The organism is Maribellus mangrovi (assembly GCF_037646455.1).
Taxonomy (GTDB): domain Bacteria; phylum Bacteroidota; class Bacteroidia; order Bacteroidales; family Prolixibacteraceae; genus Draconibacterium; species Draconibacterium mangrovi_A.
Map to the genome: position 1 here is coordinate 20,720 of NZ_JBBIXN010000010.1, position 16,842 is coordinate 37,561.

The 16,842-nt window shown below is 38.4% G+C and carries 15 protein-coding genes and 1 tRNA gene; 6 read left to right on the top strand and 10 right to left on the bottom strand.

Annotation, left to right across the window (positions count from 1 at the left end; genetic code table 11):
* Nucleotides 1-5 precede the first annotated feature (5 nt).
* The gene (gene flxA, locus WFY05_RS21810) at nt 6-1,646 is read right to left on the bottom strand and encodes a flexirubin biosynthesis tyrosine ammonia-lyase FlxA (protein ID WP_340115065.1); all 1,641 of its coding nucleotides are present in this window, start codon (nt 1,644-1,646) and stop codon (nt 6-8) included.
* A 62-nt stretch (nt 1,647-1,708) separates the two neighbouring features.
* Here flxA and WFY05_RS21815 point away from each other — a divergent pair, with 62 nt between their 5' ends.
* The 4 genes from WFY05_RS21815 to WFY05_RS21830 are packed head-to-tail and all read left to right on the top strand — an operon-like array spanning nt 1,709 to nt 4,338.
* Nucleotides 1,709-1,978: an acyl carrier protein gene (locus tag WFY05_RS21815; RefSeq protein WP_340115066.1), complete on the top strand. Its 270-nt coding sequence runs from the start codon at nt 1,709-1,711 to the stop codon at nt 1,976-1,978.
* A complete protein-coding gene (locus tag WFY05_RS21820) occupies nt 1,959-2,849 on the top strand; it encodes a lysophospholipid acyltransferase family protein (RefSeq protein WP_340115067.1) in 891 nt (296 codons plus the stop codon). The genes WFY05_RS21815 and WFY05_RS21820 overlap by 20 nt, the downstream gene beginning before the upstream one ends.
* A gap of 6 nt (nt 2,850-2,855) precedes the next feature.
* Nucleotides 2,856-3,920, top strand: coding sequence for a class I SAM-dependent methyltransferase (locus WFY05_RS21825; RefSeq protein ID WP_340115068.1), 1,065 nt, complete (start codon nt 2,856-2,858; stop codon nt 3,918-3,920).
* 1 nt (nt 3,921) lies between these two features.
* Nucleotides 3,922-4,338: a hotdog family protein gene (locus WFY05_RS21830; RefSeq protein ID WP_340115069.1), complete on the top strand. Its 417-nt coding sequence runs from the start codon at nt 3,922-3,924 to the stop codon at nt 4,336-4,338.
* Nucleotides 4,339-4,392: 54 nt separating this feature from the next.
* Here the strand turns inward: WFY05_RS21830 and WFY05_RS21835 are convergent, their stop codons facing one another.
* The 5 genes from WFY05_RS21835 to WFY05_RS21855 all read right to left on the bottom strand — a co-directional run bounded on the left by WFY05_RS21835 (nt 4,393) and on the right by WFY05_RS21855 (nt 9,668).
* Nucleotides 4,393-5,523 carry a BamA/TamA family outer membrane protein gene (locus WFY05_RS21835; RefSeq protein WP_340115070.1) on the bottom strand — a complete coding sequence of 377 codons (1,131 nt, stop codon included), beginning with the start codon at nt 5,521-5,523 and terminating at the stop codon, nt 4,393-4,395.
* 259 nt (nt 5,524-5,782) lie between these two features.
* Nucleotides 5,783-8,290 (bottom strand): DUF5686 and carboxypeptidase-like regulatory domain-containing protein, encoded by a 2,508-nt coding sequence (locus WFY05_RS21840; RefSeq protein WP_340115071.1) that lies wholly within the window; start codon nt 8,288-8,290, stop codon nt 5,783-5,785.
* 196 nt (nt 8,291-8,486) lie between these two features.
* Nucleotides 8,487-8,560, bottom strand: a tRNA-Arg gene (locus WFY05_RS21845).
* Nucleotides 8,561-8,632: 72 nt separating this feature from the next.
* Entirely contained in the window at nt 8,633-8,938 is a 306-nt protein-coding gene (locus WFY05_RS21850) for a thiamine-binding protein (protein WP_340115072.1), read from the bottom strand.
* Nucleotides 8,916-9,668 carry a hypothetical protein gene (locus WFY05_RS21855; protein ID WP_340115073.1) on the bottom strand — a complete coding sequence of 251 codons (753 nt, stop codon included), beginning with the start codon at nt 9,666-9,668 and terminating at the stop codon, nt 8,916-8,918. The genes WFY05_RS21850 and WFY05_RS21855 overlap by 23 nt, the downstream gene beginning before the upstream one ends.
* 147 nt (nt 9,669-9,815) lie before the next feature.
* On the opposite strand from WFY05_RS21855, the gene feoB reads away from it, so the two are divergent.
* On the top strand, nt 9,816-12,278 hold the full coding sequence (feoB, locus tag WFY05_RS21860) for a ferrous iron transport protein B (protein ID WP_340115074.1): 2,463 nt from the start codon (nt 9,816-9,818) through the stop codon (nt 12,276-12,278).
* Nucleotides 12,278-12,532, top strand: a complete 255-nt coding sequence (locus tag WFY05_RS21865) for a hypothetical protein (RefSeq protein ID WP_340115075.1) — start codon at nt 12,278-12,280, stop codon at nt 12,530-12,532. The genes feoB and WFY05_RS21865 overlap by 1 nt, the downstream gene beginning before the upstream one ends.
* On the opposite strand, the gene rpe is transcribed toward WFY05_RS21865, so the two are convergent.
* The 4 genes from rpe to WFY05_RS21885 form a co-directional block, all read right to left on the bottom strand.
* Complete coding sequence (rpe, locus tag WFY05_RS21870) at nt 12,512-13,162, bottom strand: ribulose-phosphate 3-epimerase (RefSeq protein ID WP_340115076.1); 651 nt, start codon at nt 13,160-13,162, stop codon at nt 12,512-12,514. The two genes, WFY05_RS21865 and rpe, sit on opposite strands and share 21 nt — an antisense overlap.
* Nucleotides 13,163-13,172: 10 nt before the next feature.
* Nucleotides 13,173-14,039 (bottom strand): sigma-70 family RNA polymerase sigma factor, encoded by an 867-nt coding sequence (locus WFY05_RS21875; protein WP_340115077.1) that lies wholly within the window; start codon nt 14,037-14,039, stop codon nt 13,173-13,175.
* A gap of 159 nt (nt 14,040-14,198) precedes the next feature.
* Complete coding sequence (gene thrC, locus WFY05_RS21880; protein ID WP_340115078.1) at nt 14,199-15,503, bottom strand: threonine synthase; 1,305 nt, start codon at nt 15,501-15,503, stop codon at nt 14,199-14,201.
* Nucleotides 15,504-15,605: 102 nt separating this feature from the next.
* Nucleotides 15,606-16,817: a cofactor-independent phosphoglycerate mutase gene (locus tag WFY05_RS21885; protein WP_340115079.1), complete on the bottom strand. Its 1,212-nt coding sequence runs from the start codon at nt 16,815-16,817 to the stop codon at nt 15,606-15,608.
* Nucleotides 16,818-16,842: the final 25 nt, after the last annotated feature.

Consider the following 16,842-nt stretch of genomic DNA (forward strand, 5'->3'; position numbering starts at 1 on the left):
CTGTATTAGTTAAGTAAATCAGGTGAATTGTTTTCAATAAAATCTTTAACTGCATTGATCTCTTTATAAATAATTCGGTCTTCAATAATAACGGGTACCAATTCCCTGATCTGATGAAATGTTTTCCTGCCCATTTCTGATAATTTATCTTCATACTTCAGGTAATCGATTGCCTGTACCAAAGTTAACAGATGGATGGCCAACACTTGTGTTGTATTCCCGATAACTTTTTTTGCTAAAAACGCCGAATTGGCTCCCATGCTTACAATGTCTTGATTATCGTTGTTGTTAGGGATGCTGTGAATATACATCGGATTCGATAGCGTTTGATTTTCGGCAACAGTAGAGGTTGCAGTAAATTGCGCACCCTGCATTCCTAAGTTTAATCCCAGTATTCCAAAATTAACAAACGGCGGTAAAATTCCGTTTAATTTATCGTTCAATAAAAAATTCAGTTGCCTTTCCAGCAGCATCGATAACTTGGTTATTGTTATTTTTAGCTTATCCATTTCAAGCGAAATGTAATCGCCGTGGAAATTTCCTCCATGAAATATTTGACGTGATTCAAAATCAACAATTGGATTGTCGCTTACTGAATTAAGTTCATTCTCAACTACAGTCTCCGCATTTTTAATCGTATCCCAAATTGGTCCTAAAATTTGAGGCAGGCACCGTAAAGAATAGTATTCCTGAAATTTTTTGCTGAATTTTTCAGATTTGGGAGCATTTACATCATAAAATTCACGCTGTTGAATAAGACAACTCGTTTTAGTAATCTCCCTCAATACCGAAGCGACCAATTGTTGGCCTTCGTGCTTTTTTACGCGGTTTAGTTCTGGCGAAAAATGGTCGTCAAACGATTGTACCAACTCATTTAGCATTGCCGAGGCTAACAAGGACCAGTTAAATAATCTTTTAGATTCCAGCAAATTTATTATCCCTACTCCCGTCATCACTGAAGTGCCATTCATTAAAGCCAATCCTTCACGAATGTGCATTTTTATTGGATTAATATTTTTAAGCGTAAAGACTTCGGATGTAGGTCTTAATTGCCCCTTATAATAGACCTCCCCCTCACCAATTAAAACAAGTGCAAGGTGTGCTAACTGAACCAAATCTCCACTTGCACCTACGCCTCCATGTTCTGTCATGTACGGCGTAATATCTTCACTTATAAGGCTTTCTAAAATATCTAATAAATCAGGATGTATCCCAGAATAACCAAGACTAAGGTTCTTCAAACGCGTTATCATTATTGCTTTAACGCATTCCGGCGATAACATTTCACCAGCGCCTGAAGCATGACTTCTGATAAGATTGTACTGCAAATTGACTCTGTCATCAGCAGATAAATGATATTGAGCCATTGGTCCCAAACCTGTATTTACACCGTAAATTACATTAGTCTTTACAAATTCCTTAAGTATTTCGAATGAAGAAAGAACTTTTTCCCGGCTAAATTCTCCTACTTTTACTTGCTTCTTTAACTTTAGTATTTTATCTACATCATCAACAGTTAGTTTCCTGTCTATTTCTACAAAATTATTTTCGTGTACAATATTTTCACTATTCATTTTTCTGATTTGAGCGTACCTGTAGTTCGCTTTTTGATAAGCGTCAGATAAGTGCAAATATACTAATCCCATAAGTTCTATCAAGGGTTTGAAATACTATTTTTATCACTTATATTTACCGCAAAATTCACTAAATGAATAGAGAAAAAATTATCGAAAAGGTTAATGAGTTTTTATCGGAAGAGTTCGAAATTGATGCTGATAAACTGGTGTCCGATGCACACTTAAAAGATGACTTGGCCATTGAAAGTTTAGATTTCGTGGATATTGTTATTGTTGTTGAAAAGGAATTTGGTATTAAAGTAAATAATGAGGATTTACTAAACATTCAATTGCTCTCTGATTTATACGCGTACATTGAAGCACAAATGGGAAAGGTGCCAAATGACGGAGTGGAAAGGTAAATCTAAAGGTACTCCTTTGGGATACAAAATATTCATCCTCCTGATCCAAAAAACAGGATTGGGAATTTCATATTTTTTATTACATTTTGTCGCATTCTATTTCTTTCTTTTTTCGAAGAAAGAAAAAGCACACATTCTTCATTACTTTCAGGAAATACACCAGTTTAATTACTGGAAATCACAATTGTACGCTTATCGAAATTTCAACTCTTTTGGGATTTCGTTATTGGATAAAACGGCATTTCTATCTGGGGCCAGTTCCTCACTTTCTTTTGACTTTGAAGGTGAAAAATACCTTCAAAAACTTGCTCAAGAGGGACAGGGAGCGATAATTGTTGGTGCTCATGTTGGGAACTGGGAAATTGCGGGACAATTAATGGACCGTATCAATGTCAGGACCAACATCATAATGAAAAGGAATGAAAGAGCTGAGATTAAAGATGTCCTCGAAAAGTCGGAAGTGCTGAGAAAAATGAACATCATTGATGTTGGCGATGATTTCAACTATTTATTTGAAATAAAAAGTGCCCTCGACAAGAATGAATTTGTTATTTTACTTGGCGACAGGTTTATCGATGGTTCAAAAACTTCGGAATATAATTTTTTGGGACGGAAAGCTAAATTTCCGATTGGCCCCTTTTATCTATCTGTAAAGTTTAAAAAACCAGTTATTTTTACTTTTGCAACTAAAGAATCGAGGAAACATTATCATTTTTATGCATCGGAACCCATATATAATACCTCCCGGGTACCTGCAAATAATATAAATGAGCGAATTGATTTTCTGATTGAAGAATATATAAAAAATCTTGAACGAATTGTATTAAAATATCCAGAACAGTGGTATAATTTTTATAAATTCTGGGAATAATAAGCTATGTTAAATTACGGGAACGACAATAAAAAGGCTGTAAAAGCTAAACTCGATGCACAAAAGATTGCGTTTGCGCCTATGATGTTTCAGGCTGCAAAAACCTTGAGAGATCTTGGCATATTAAATTATCTCCTGAAAAATAAAAAGGGTGCTGACTTGCAAACTGTTGCAAATGCAATTGGCATTTCTGTTTACGGAGCCAAAGTTCTTTTAGAGGCCGGTTTAAGCATGGAATTAGTTTATGTTGAAAATGATATTTACAAATTAACAAAAACCGGTTATTTTATTGAAAGCGATGAGCTGACACGAGTCAATATGGATTTTACACATGATGTGAACTATCGTGGATCTTTCTACCTCTCCGATTCAATAAAAGAGGGAAGGCCAGCAGGATTAGAGGTTTTTGGAAACTGGCAGAGTATTTACGAAGGACTGTCTGAATTGCCTGAGGATGTAAAAAAAAGCTGGTTCGATTTTGATCATTACTATTCTGATGTAGCTTTTACAGAAGTGATGGAAATACTATTCAGAAATGATACAAATAAAATTCTTGATATTGGTGGGAATACCGGTAAGTTTGCAATAAAATGCGCAAATTATAATTCGAACAACCAGATAACAATTATGGATTTACCCGGACAAATCGCCGTGGCCGAAAAGAATATAGCCAAGGCCGGGCTTTCTGACAGGATAAAAACCCTAAAAGCAGATTTGCTTAATCTTTCTGTATCCTTCCCAAAAGCGTACAACATTATTTGGATGAGCCAGTTTCTGGATTGTTTTTCAAAAGATGAGATTTTATCTCTGCTACAACGTGCACACGATGCCCTGGATGAAACGGGGTCATTGTATATTCTGGAAACTTACTGGGATCGTCAAAAATATAAAGCATCAACTTACAGTTTGCATGCTATTTCATTGTATTTTACCAATATGGCAAATGGGAACAGTCAAATGTACCATTCTTCGGATATGACAAAATTAATTGAAAAGGCAAATTTAAAAGTGGTTAACGAGTACGATAATATCGGAGTTAGCCACACCTTATTTGAAATAAAGAAAAAATAAATTGAAAGCATATAAAATAGAAGAACTTATTCCTCAACGGGCACCATTTATTTTAGTCGATAAACTTATCGAATTTGATAAGCAGTGTTTTAAATCAAAATTTTATTTATCGCCCGACCACTATTTTGCCCGGGATAAGGTTTTTGCTGCTGAAGGTTTAATTGAAAACATGGCCCAAACAGCTGCTGCAGGAGTAGGATATGAATACAGGCAGGCTGCAAAGGATATAAAAATAGGCTACATAGGTGCTATTCAAAAGGTAGCGATCAATGAATTGCCTTTACTTTTAACTACAATAACCACTGTTGTAACAAGAACGAATACAGTGATGAACGTTGAAATAGTGAAATGTGAAGTATTTAATAAAAATGGCCGCCTAATTGCTTCCAGTGAAATGAAAGTATTTATAAATCAATAACAAACATATTTTACTGATCGGACACGAATCCCACTAAAATTCAGCAATCTATTTTTAAAAAGCTTCAGCAAAATTAATATAGAATCCACTAACACCTTTTATTCCTTTTCCAAAATCCAATCTCATATTGATATCACTGGCACTATCCACTTTAATGCGAAGCCCCAATCCATAACTTGGGCGAAAGCCATCTAATGAAAGGTTGCTGTATTTATCGGCAACTCTTCCACAACCTACCCATCCTACTATTCCGAATATTTTCCAAACAGGCATCCGATATTCAATCTGTCCGTCCAACAAAACCTTATCGCGCAAAGCTCCTTCATAATAACCACGCATACGCTCCTCTCCACCCAACTTCGACAACTCATAAAACGGCACATCGCCGGAAGAATAGTTTGTGGCCAGTTGCATTGCAATAACATGTTTCTTCCATGGAACAAAGAAATGCCTAAGATCGAATTGAAAGGTATGAAATTCAGTGGTTACATCAGTCACTTTCGGATAATATAGATAGCCAAGTAGTGCATATGTTCCGGTGTGAGCATTGTATTTATTATCTCTGCTATCCCAAGCAGCAGTGAGTCCCAATCCAAGTGTAAATCCACCATCTTTCCCTGTGATATTGTTTTTAATAAGAAAACTGGTGGAATCTTTTTCAACCTTGAAAGTGTTATTAAGATCTACTCCTGTGCCCAGATAAAAATGGGAGGTAATGTTTCGAAGTACAATGTTGAAAAACTTAACCCGATCGATAGTAATTAACTCAGCATCTTCCTTCTTAACATCATTACCAATACCTAATATGTATTCGGGCCTCTTTTTGTAATTAACATAGCCCATTACCATCCACTTATTCTCCGAAAAATTAAGATTAGTCGATATCGAGGCGTTGATATGGCCTTTAGTTGAGAAGGTAAAAACTTCTGATATTTTTGAGTAATCAGATAAGGTATCGTTTTTATCTATCCGAAAGGCATTGAATTTTGTCAGACCGAACACATTCCCGGCTTCCTGGGAATAGGAAATTATTGGTACCGGAATAATTTTAAAAAGCTCTTCAGCCTTTTTATTTATTTCGTCAAATTTTGATACTTTTTTTACTGAATTATCTTCAACAGTATCTTTATCATGAATATTCACTTTATCGAAATGTTGCAAAGTAGGCATATTTCTTAAGGCCATGACATTTATCGGGACAAGAGAAATAAAAACAAGAAATATGAAGTAAAACCTACGATTGAAGCATTTCATAAATAAAATGTTACCGAAGCATGTACCATTCAAATTATTAAATACAGGCTTTCGTTGTCTTTTGGTTTTAATTTAGTTGTTATAAAGTTAATTTTTTATATTCAAAATAGTGAAAATAAAATAATTAGACAATTTGTTTTGTTGTATCACTTACTTCCGGTATGTAGTTGTAAAATCTGTTTCAGATAATTTAAAATCCAAACCTTCCACTAATTTTCAATCCAAACTCTGATGAATAATCTTTATAATAAGAATTCGCACGATAAATGAAATCCAGCCTAAATATTTTGAAAATATTTTCTATTCCCCAATACATCTCAGAATAGGGCTGACCTTTTCGCAGAGGCTGAAATGCACTTGTTGGAAGGCCCGAAGGATTGGTAAAAGATAAGATTCCACCGGGATTGTTGTCTGCATCGTAATGACCATTTCTACTTTCATTAAATCTTCCCACAGCTATGTTTACCCCAGTCAGCAGGCGAATATTTAAAAATTTAATTAAAGGAATCTTACGAGCGATACTGCCATCGAAATGCCACTCGGCACGGGCTAAAAGAAGTTGGTCAGCAACGATAGTACCGTTGTCAACAAGATTGAATGCAGAAGAAGAGCGCCAGGTAGATTCATTCCCCTCAAGTACATTCAATAACGGATAAACTGCTTGTCCAAATGTTTGCTCGTAACTGGTTAGGTAGTTGAAATAACCAAATCCGGAGGTTAAAATCTTCTGTTTTAAAGACAGATTAATCTTATGGTAGCCGAAGTTTCCACCGAACAAATTTTTTATCCCTTTTGTGAATGATAATTCTACTAAAGGAAATGAATTATTGCTGGTTAAAAAACGTCGGTTTCCATCGACAACATAATTGTTCCCGGGATGAAACAGCAAACTCCCCTTAATTTCCGTCGAACGATAATCTGTAGCAATTTCCGTTTTCGCATCATCTGCATAAAAGGCAAACACAAAATCATCGCCTGCAGGTTTATAATCAGATACTGTAAAAGATGCCTTTATTGTAAATCTTTGAAAAACATCTATTTGCTCATAAACTGATTTCAAGTTAACATGATTAACATACAAACCGCCTTTTATGGCAGAAGTAAGAGCAAAAAAAGCATCCAACTGCTCAAACGGATTTTGTGTGCCGATATTCACCAGGTCGCTTCCATACCTGAAGCCAACAAGTCCCCATCGGTTTTTATCAAAAAAGAACTGAGTATTAATAGAGCCTTTTAGCTTGTCATCTTTAATTCCATAAGCCATATAGCCGTCGATGTTAAACCTGGGGCTTAGATTTGCAGTGGTATTTCCCCCCAACCGAAACCGGTTTCCTTCAATAGGATTGTGCGAGTATCCCAGTATCCATGGGCCAATATCAAAATTACTGGTTTTATAATAACCGGTAATCGACATTTCTATTAATTTAGAAAAGGCCTTTATCTTCGTATTGTTCGAAAGGTCGTTAAGGTTGGTTAAAGCCAGGTTATCGAAATCGGAAAAGTATTTTTGTCTTTTTTCCTCCAAACTAAATTTATTTGTTTTGAGCCGATCAGAGGTTAATTTTTCGGTATAGAAGGAGGTTGGTTTGGGTTCCGATAGGATATATTTATCTTTTACACTCAACACATTAACTAAAAGGTTAAGTGCCGTAATCCCGATTCTCAATTCAGTTGGTACACTTATGTTATTGATTTGTTCAAAATCCTGATATATATGAATGTTTTCAATAAAATTTATATCGGTTTTAATGGAAGTATGCGCACTAATTCTTTTGGGAATAAAAGTAGATTCGCTTATCCAGAGTGTGCCTGAAAAACACAGGTTCTCTTTTTGTTTTGGGAAAAAATGAATTTCTAGACACCGTTCACCTGCAACAAGAACAGTGTCGGATAAGGCATATTTATAAAACATTTTGCCTGAATTTGCCAGCGGACTAATGAATGTTCTATTAAATAATTGAACCTGATTGTTATAAAGATTTATTTGTAGTTGATTATTAATCAACTCATCCAGCATTTCTGTCTGGTTAAAAATTGTTCCCTCGATATTTAACGATAGCATATCGCGCCGTTCCCTTTCTGGGAACTTCAAAGTATATACTTTTGAGAGACTTTCAATCATATATCCCGGAATTCCTGGAACATTATCATCTTCCGAAACCACTGCAAATTGTTCAAATTCCTTTTTGAAGAGGCGTGTATTTAGCGATGAATCTTTTTTATAATTGAACTTTCTGAAAATAACCAAACCCTTTGTATAAAGCTCATATTCCTGACTGGTACAATTTTCAAGGGCATAAATAGGTTTGTTCCTGACTACTTTTTTTATAATTGAATAAGCCGTTTCGTCGGGTGTTATTGTAATCTCTTTGACCTCAACCGAAGTAGGTTTAAGCAAAACAGTAAAAGTAGTGTCGGAATAAATGGCAACTTCCTGGGATTGGTACCCCAGACAGGAAAATCCAACTGTATATTTTGAATTTACCGGAACAGACAATGTAAATTCCCCTGTAATGTCCGACATTGTTCCAAGCAGAGTGCCGACAACTGAGATATTAACATAAGGAATCTCCTCAAAACTCTTAGAATCAAGAACTTTTCCGCTTATTTTCCGGTTTTGTCCTAAACATTTCTGTGACGATGAGATAATCAGAAGGATAAAAAATATCCTTAAAACTTTTTTTGATACTTCTACCATACACACTAAGCTGGGGTACTAAAGTAAAGGAAAAACAACTAATTATATCTCCTCAAATATTTATTAAATAAATTGGCAATATTACGATGGTCCATGAAAATTCAAAGTCGTAAGGAAACAATGATATTTGTGCAAATTTTGTGCAAACAAAAAAAGAGTCGCAAGAATTAAATCTTACAACTCTCTGATTTTTAAGTGAACCTGAAGGGACTCGAACCCCTAACCTCCTGATCCGTAGTCAGGTGCTCTATCCAATTAAGCTACAGGTCCGGATCGTGTTTGCTTTAAAAGCGGTGCAAATATAAAACTTATTTGTAAAAAACCGATAAAATTTACTTCAATTTAGGAATACTTTTCCATTTTGTCCCCGATGGTAACATCGCCCGAAAAATTCACTTGTATTTTCATGTTGGTCAGCATTCGCTCGGTTCCTGCATTTTCACAGGCTTCATGGATGTTTTTCAGCAATCCCGGCAGCTCTTCGTAGGTGCATTCCACCACCGTTTCAAACGGACAGACTTTGTATCTGAATCCCGACTTTTCGATGGCAAGTATCGCCTCATCAACCAAAGTATATTTAATTTTTCCTTCGCCTTCCGGTAAAACCTGAATAGCTACATTTATCTTATTCGTCGTCCAGTTCGTCATTCTTTTCACTTTTTTTCTGGTGGATCAATTGAATGATCTCGCCCCGCGACAACACTTTCACGTTGGTGATGATCAAATCTTCCTGCAAAAATCCACCATATTGGTTACACTCGTTTATTACATTCTGAAAAACCGATTTTACCTCAACATTCAACGGCAACATAATCAAGGTCGAAGAAAAGCCTTCCATAAAATCCATCGATTCAAAAATGCCTTCGTGCTTTTTTAACTCAAAAATAAGCTCATCTTTTAATAACTTCTGCTGCGTATCGCTTAGTAGCTCTTCCTGGTCTTCGCTAAGAAATACTACAAAATACCTCAGTTTTTTCCCTTTTCCACCTAAGCCGGTCGAAATAAACACCTGCTGTTCATCGAGTAACGAACTCTGCATCAGCATCCTGCTTTCCTGAAGCGCCAGTATTCCCCACTGCTTTAACAAACCTTCCGATTCTTTTACAAACTTCTCCAGCATACGATATGCCTTCACATCGTCGTAAACCGCAATAGCCGTTAAAATCTCTTTCTTTCTCTCCTCATCCACCGAATCATCAAAAAGCTCTTCCCTTTTTTCGAAACTGTCTTCGGCATTTTCCTGTCGCGCGGCTTCTTTCGTGTATTCAAAATATTTCATCTGAACCTCAATGTCAATCCGCTCTTCCAAAATGCTGAAGTTGTCAGGTAAATCTTCCAGTGCTTTTTGTATGTTCTGGTAATATTTATCTTCCTCCATACTCCATCTATCTTTGAACAAAAATAACCACTTGTCCTTACTATGTAAAGAAGATTTCAATTTTATTTTTAATGACTGAAAATTGAATATATTTGTGGGCTTATTTTTATTTAAATTAAATCAAAAAGAAAGAGACGAAGGGAAGAAGTGAAATTAAGCGAGGTCACACATAACGAGCCTGTTATAATTACCAAAATATTAGGACACGGATCATTCCGCAAAAGAATTTCAGAAATGGGATTCATCCGTGGGAAAGAAGTCAGAGTAATCAAGAAGTCTCCTTTTAATGGTCCCACCGAATTTAAAATATTAAATTACAACGTTTCACTGCGCAAGTCGGAATGTGAAATGATTGAGGTGGTGCAGTTAAACGAGTACAAAATTTATTCTAATAATTTCGAAGGCACCATCGACCGAAACATTGATCTAACCGATCATTCGGAGCGTACCCGCACCATAAATATCGCTCTTGTCGGAAATCCGAACTGTGGAAAGACCACCATATTTAATGCCATTTCAGGCGCGAAAGAACGAGTGGGAAACTACAGCGGAGTTACAGTTGACATTCACAAAGCCACATTTAAGGCAAAAGGATATAAATTCAATTTCTACGATTTACCGGGAACATACAGTCTTACGGCTTATTCTACCGAAGAAATTTATGTCCGGAAATTCATATACGAACAAACGCCGGACATTATAATTAATGTACTTGATTCGACAAATCTCGAACGCAGTTTATTTCTTACCACCCAGCTAATCGACATGGATGTGCGCACCATAATCGCACTGAACATGTTCGACGAAATGCAAAAGAAAAAGCTGGAACTCGACCAGGGAGAGCTGGCCAAACTTGTTGGGATTCCGGTGGTACCAACCGTCAGTTCAAAAGGCAAAGGCATTGATGCTGTAATAGATAAAGCCATTGAAGTTTTTGAGGGAAAAGACATATTTGCCAGGCATATTCACATTAACTATGGCAAAGATCTGGAAGAATCGATTAAAATTATTAGGCAGAAAGTTAAGGAGTTCAAGCCGATTACGGATAAAATCTCCTCGCGCTTTATTGCGATAAAACTACTGGAGAAAGATAAGCAGATTTTTGAGTTGCTATCGAATTATGCCAATTTCGATGAGATACGGAAGATCACAGACAAGGAAATCAAGAAAATTGAGTTGCTTCAGAATGAAGATAGTGAAACGGTTGTTACCGATGCGAAATACAGTTTTATTTCAGGAGCGTTAAAGGAAACTTACGCGAATCCGGAGGAAGGGAAAAAGACACGGTCGGAGAAGATTGACAGCGTGCTGACGCATAAATACTTTGGTTTTCCAATATTCACAGCCCTGCTGTTTCTGATGTTTTGGACCACTTTTAAAGTGGGTGCTTACCCCATGGACTGGATAGATGCCGGGGTAGCCGCCCTTGGTGATCTGGTGCACAGGATAATTCCCGACGGCATGTTAAACGATTTGCTGGTCGACGGAATTATCAGCGGTACAGGAAGTGTCCTGGTATTTTTGCCCAACATTCTCATTCTCTTTTTCTTTATTTCACTCCTCGAAGGATCGGGATACATGGCACGTGCAGCTTTTATTATGGACACGATCATGCACCGTTTCGGACTTCATGGCCGATCGTTTATTCCCATGATCATGGGATTTGGTTGTAATGTCCCGGCCATATTAGCTACACGATCGATGCGCAACCGGGGTGACCGGATATTGACGATGCTCATTATTCCCTTTATGTCGTGCAGTGCACGCTTGCCTGTGTACATACTTATCATTTCTGCTTTCTTTATGAAATACCAGGCGCTAATACTGATTGGAATCTATGCCGTTGGGATTATCTTCGCGTTCCTCACTGCGCAAATACTGAATAAAACCGTGTTTAAAAACAAAGAGACACCTTTTGTGATGGAACTGCCCACTTACCGCTTACCCACATTGCGAAATGTGCTCTATCACATGTGGGATAAAACGCAGCATTACCTGAAAAAAATCGGGACGATCATTCTTTTGGGTGTGATCATTATCTGGGCACTTGAATATTTTCCGCGGGAAACAAAACAATCGAAGCATTTCAGCGAACAAATTGCAAGCGTTGAAAACAACGAACAACTGAGTGAGAAGGCAAAAACCGAACAAGTTTCGGAAATAGAACATGCCCGTGAATCCGACCGCCTGATCAACTCCTACCTGGGAAGAACAGGACGTATTATTGAACCGGTGATGCGCCCCTTGGGATTTGACTGGAAAATGAGTATTGCGCTGCTTGCCGGCTTACCTGCAAAAGAAATTGTTGTGAGTACCATGGGTGTACTCTACCAAACCAACAACGATGAAAATACGGTTAGTTTGCAGAAAAAACTCAAAGACGAGGTATTTGTGTCGGGTGAAAAAATAGGAGAAAAAATATTTACGACACCAACAGCCCTAGCTTTCCTTGTTTTTATACTGATTTATTTCCCCTGTATTGGCGTGGTTGCCACCATAAAAAATGAGTCCGGTTCGTGGAAATGGGCAGTTTTTTCCGTACTTTACACTACAGGCTTAGCATGGTTAGCAGCCTTTGTTGTTCATAACGTAGGAAATCTTTTTATATAATGTTGCAGGAAATAATCACATACATGATCATTGGTGCGGCAGTAGCCGTTACATTAATGAAATTTGCGAAACGATTTGGACGAAAGAAAATAGCCAAAAAATCCGAATCGGGAGAACAAAAGATCAATCATGTTCATAACTGCGGCGAATGTTCTGCCGAATGCCAACTCCGTGATTTACCGCGTGTTGTTATCGAACAAAACAGTGAGGAGTGTATTCAGATCGAAAAGAAATCAAAGTTGCTTCAATCCTGAAATAATCGCTTCAGGATCCTTGGATTTAAAAACAAAACTTCCTGCTACCAGCACATTTGCTCCGGCTTCAAAAAGTTTTTTCCCGGTTTCGTAATTAACACCGCCATCCACTTCAATCAGACAATCGGAACCAATATCGTCGATCATTTTTCGTAGTTGCCGTACTTTTTTATAGGTGTTATGAATGAATTCCTGCCCGCCAAATCCTGGATTTACCGACATCAGCAAAACCATGTCGAGTTCATGAATAATATCCTGCAATAATTCAACAGGAGTATGCGGATTCAGACAAACACTCGCCCTTGTGCCAAACGATTTAATGTGCTGAATTGTCCGGTGCAGATGTTTGCAGGCTTCATAATGCACGGTAATTATCGAGGCTCCGGCTTTTACAAAGGGCTCAATAAGGTGATCTGGATCAACGATCATAAGATGAACATCGAGCGGTTTTAGTGCTATTTTATTTACCTGCTGAAGTACAGGAATACCAAATGAAATATTTGGAACGAAGACACCATCCATTACATCGAAATGAATATAATCTGCTTCACTTCGGTTAATCAGTTCAATGTCGTTGCCAAGGTTGTTAAAATCAGCCGATAGAATGGAGGGTGCCACCAATCGCTTCATTCGCTTTTATTTATTTTCCGAGGTACGATTTTAGTAATCGGTTACGGTATTGGTTTTTCAATTTCTTAATTGCTTTTTCTTTGATCTGACGCACCCGTTCCCTGGTGAGGCCAAACTCATCGCCAATTTCTTCCAGGGTATGCTGTTGATAACCTTTCAAGCCAAAATAATAACGTAGGATTTCAGCTTCGCGGTCGCCAAGTGTAGCTAACGATCGCTCAATTTCCTGACGTAAAGAGTTATCCATCAGCTCCTCATCGGGTTTCAGAGAATCTTCGTTCATCATCACATCGTACATATTATTGGCCTCCTCTTCACGAAGGGGAGCATCCATCGAAACGTGTACATTGGATGAATTCATGGAATCTTCTACCAGGTCAGGCCGCAATTCCATGATCTCGGCAATTTCTTCGACAGTTGGTTCGCGCTGAAATTCCTGCTCGAGCTTATTAAATGCCTTGTTGATTTTGTTGATTGATCCGATCTTGTTTAAAGGCAGTCGTACAATTCTTGCCTGCTCGGCCAGCGCCTGTAAAATCGACTGGCGGATCCACCATACTGCATAGGATATAAATTTAAAGCCGCGTGTTTCATCAAAGCGTTCAGCAGCTTTTATCAGCCCCAGGTTGCCTTCGTTGATCAGGTCAGGTAGACTCAGACCTTGATTTTGGTATTGTTTGGAAACCGAAACTACAAATCTTAAATTCGCTTTGATCAGCGTTTCAAGTGCTTCGCGGTCTCCTTTCTTAATGCGTTTGGCCAGTTCTACTTCCTTCTCAGCCGACAACAACTCTACCTTCCCGATCTCATGCAGGTACTTATCCAGCGAGAGGGTATCGCGGTTAGTTACCTGCTTGGTAATTTTTAGTTGTCTCATATTTTGATCTTGTTAACATTTAGTTTGAGCTCATCTTTGATAAACTCTGATTATACAAAAGTAATATACTATTTCAATTTTGATACAGATTGTACCTTTGTTAATCCTAATTTAAAAACCATAGGGGTGCTTATTTGTTCATTTTCAAAAAAATACATGTTATTTCAACAAATATTTTCTAAACGACTCGTAAGCAGAATCCATTTCAATCGATTGTTTTTCTCCGGTCATAAAAGCTGCCAGCTTTTTGGGTAGCCTTACTCTTCCTTTTCCAATTACATCTTCCACTGTTTCAGTGAATTTGGCCGGATGAGCCGTTTCGAGAAAAACTCCGATCTGCCCATCTTTAAGAAACTCAGTTAAAGACTGAAAACCACAGGCGCCATGAGGATCACACAGGTAATTTGTTTGCTGATAAACCTCATAAATGACTTTTCGAATCTCTTCGTCGAAATATCTGAAGCCTTTAATTTTTTCTGAAATTAGCTGGTGCGAGTGGTCATACAAATCCAAAATCCGGGCAAAATTACTGGGTGCCCCAACATCCATGGCATTGGCAATGGTTTCAACCGATGGTCTAGGATTGTATTTTCCGGTTTGGAGGTATTCAAAAACCACATCGTTGGCATTATTGGCGGCAATAAACTGTTTTATCGGAAGTCCCATTTCAGCAGCGATCAATCCGGCGGTCAGATTCCCAAAGTTTCCGCTGGGCACCGAAACCACGAGCTCTTTACCGTTGATAACACCGGCTTCTTTTAGCCTTGCGTAAGCATTAAAATAATAGAATGCCTGGGGTAAAAAGCGTGCAACATTGATTGAGTTGGCTGAAGTAAGTATTACTTTTTCGTTAAGTTCCTTATCGAGAAATGCCATTTTTACCAGATGCTGACAATCGTCGAAAGTACCTTCAATCTCGAGAGCAGTTATGTTTTGTCCGAGCGTAGTAAACTGTACCTCCTGAATTTTACTCACCTTCCCTTTAGGGTAAAGCACATGTACATGAATCCCTTCAACGCCCAAAAATCCATTTGCAACTGCACTTCCGGTATCACCCGATGTGGCTACCAGAACATTGACCTGCTGATCTTTTTCTTCCAGAAAATAATTGAGCAGCCTAGCCATAAAACGTGCACCAACATCTTTAAATGCCAGCGTTGGCCCATGAAACAGTTCAAGTGAATAAATAGAATCCGTAACCTTTACCACCGGGCAATCGAATTGAAGGGTGTCGTAAACTATCTCTTTTAGATGTTCGTGGTCGACATCTTCGCCAAAAAAACGCAGTGCCACTTCGTAAGCAATTTCCTGAAATGAAAGCTGATCGATCTTCTCAAAAAATTCGGGATCAAACTTTTCAATCCGTTCAGGCATGAACAAACCATTGTCGGCAGCCAATCCTTTTACGACAGCTTCCTGCAAGGTTACTTCAGGTGTATTTTTATTAGTACTGTAATACTTCATATTCGTTTTCAAAAGTATCCATTAAACAGAAAAGGTGAGATTTCTCCGTCTAAAACACATGACATATATCATAAATTTAATCTATCGGGTGAGGTTCCGGTTTTATCTTTTACCCAAAAATTCACGGATAAACTCGTCGCCTTTCAGCAAACCAAGTACTCCTTTTCGCGGGTCAAATTCGTCGTAAACCTGCACACCGTCGGCCTCATTTCCGGGCTTGTAAATCGAAAAAGGAACAGGCTCGCGGGTATGTGTCTTTAATGCACAGGGCGTCGGATGATCGGGTAAAATAGCCAGAGCGATATCCTCCTCCATTTTGGATGTTTCTTCCAAAATGTATTTCACCACCCGCCGGTCGAGGTATTCAATGGTACTTGTCTTCAACTCCACATCGCCTTCATGTCCGGCCTCATCACTGGCTTCGATATGCAGGTAAACAAAATCGTGATCTTTTAAAGCCTCGATTGCGGCTTTTGCTTTCCCTTCGTAATTGGTATCGTACAATCCGGTAGCACCATCCACCTTTATCACATCCATTCCGGCAAAAACACCTATTCCCTGAATCAGATCGACAGCTGAGATAACTGCTGATTTTTCAATGCCAAACATTTCTTTTAATGTTGGCATGGCCGGCTTATAACCCGGCGACCAAGGCCAAATGCTGTTTGCCGGTTCCTTTCCTTCCTCTTTTCGTTTCAGATTAATTGGGTGTGCAGCCAATAATTCCTGCGATTTCATAATTAAATCGGTAATCAAATTGCAAGTGGCTTTTGCTTCTTCAGTGCGCGTTTTCGGTAAAACGTCGCGGAAAGGAGTACCGGGGACATCGTGTGGAGGCGTACAATCGAAATATTTTATTCCACCTTTTATAACCAGCAAGTGCCGGTACGAAACTCCGGGGTAGAATTTTATGGTATCGCTGCCCAGTTTTTCATCGAGGTAGCGTATAAGTTCTCCGGCTTCCTCTGAAGAAATATGACCACCGGAATGATTTTTTAATTTCTCGTTTTCAATGGTGAGCAAGTTACAGCGCATTCCAAGATCGCCCGGTTCGAGCGTAACTCCCATACTGGCAGCTTCGATTACTCCCCTACCTTCAAATACTTGTTCCACGTCGTAGCCCAAAACGGCCATGTTTGCAATTTCACTTCCCGGATGCATCGACTCCGGAACCGTCTTTAGCATTCCCGACTGCCCGTGCTTTGCAAGCCAGTCGATGTGTGGCTTAATGGCCATTTGCAGTGGTGTTTTATTGCCGTATTTTGCCAGTGGCTCATCCGACATACCATCACCTAATATTATTATATACTTCATCGTTGTTGCTGTTTTAATCGCCCTA

Bases quoted from the DNA above. Each gene is read 5' to 3' on its own strand.
- flxA (WP_340115065.1), bottom strand. From the start codon at position 1,646: ATGGGATTAGTATATTTGCACTTATCTGACGCTTATCAAAAAGCGAAC.
- WFY05_RS21815 (WP_340115066.1), top strand. From the start codon at position 1,709: ATGAATAGAGAAAAAATTATCGAAAAGGTTAATGAGTTTTTATCGGAA.
- WFY05_RS21820 (WP_340115067.1), top strand. From the start codon at position 1,959: ATGACGGAGTGGAAAGGTAAATCTAAAGGTACTCCTTTGGGATACAAA.
- WFY05_RS21825 (WP_340115068.1), top strand. From the start codon at position 2,856: ATGTTAAATTACGGGAACGACAATAAAAAGGCTGTAAAAGCTAAACTC.
- WFY05_RS21835 (WP_340115070.1), bottom strand. From the start codon at position 5,523: ATGGCCTTAAGAAATATGCCTACTTTGCAACATTTCGATAAAGTGAAT.
- WFY05_RS21840 (WP_340115071.1), bottom strand. From the start codon at position 8,290: ATGGTAGAAGTATCAAAAAAAGTTTTAAGGATATTTTTTATCCTTCTG.
- WFY05_RS21850 (WP_340115072.1), bottom strand. From the start codon at position 8,938: ATGACGAACTGGACGACGAATAAGATAAATGTAGCTATTCAGGTTTTA.
- WFY05_RS21855 (WP_340115073.1), bottom strand. From the start codon at position 9,668: ATGGAGGAAGATAAATATTACCAGAACATACAAAAAGCACTGGAAGAT.
- WFY05_RS21865 (WP_340115075.1), top strand. From the start codon at position 12,278: ATGTTGCAGGAAATAATCACATACATGATCATTGGTGCGGCAGTAGCC.
- rpe (WP_340115076.1), bottom strand. From the start codon at position 13,162: ATGAAGCGATTGGTGGCACCCTCCATTCTATCGGCTGATTTTAACAAC.
- WFY05_RS21875 (WP_340115077.1), bottom strand. From the start codon at position 14,039: ATGAGACAACTAAAAATTACCAAGCAGGTAACTAACCGCGATACCCTC.
- thrC (WP_340115078.1), bottom strand. From the start codon at position 15,503: ATGAAGTATTACAGTACTAATAAAAATACACCTGAAGTAACCTTGCAG.
- WFY05_RS21885 (WP_340115079.1), bottom strand. From the start codon at position 16,817: ATGAAGTATATAATAATATTAGGTGATGGTATGTCGGATGAGCCACTG.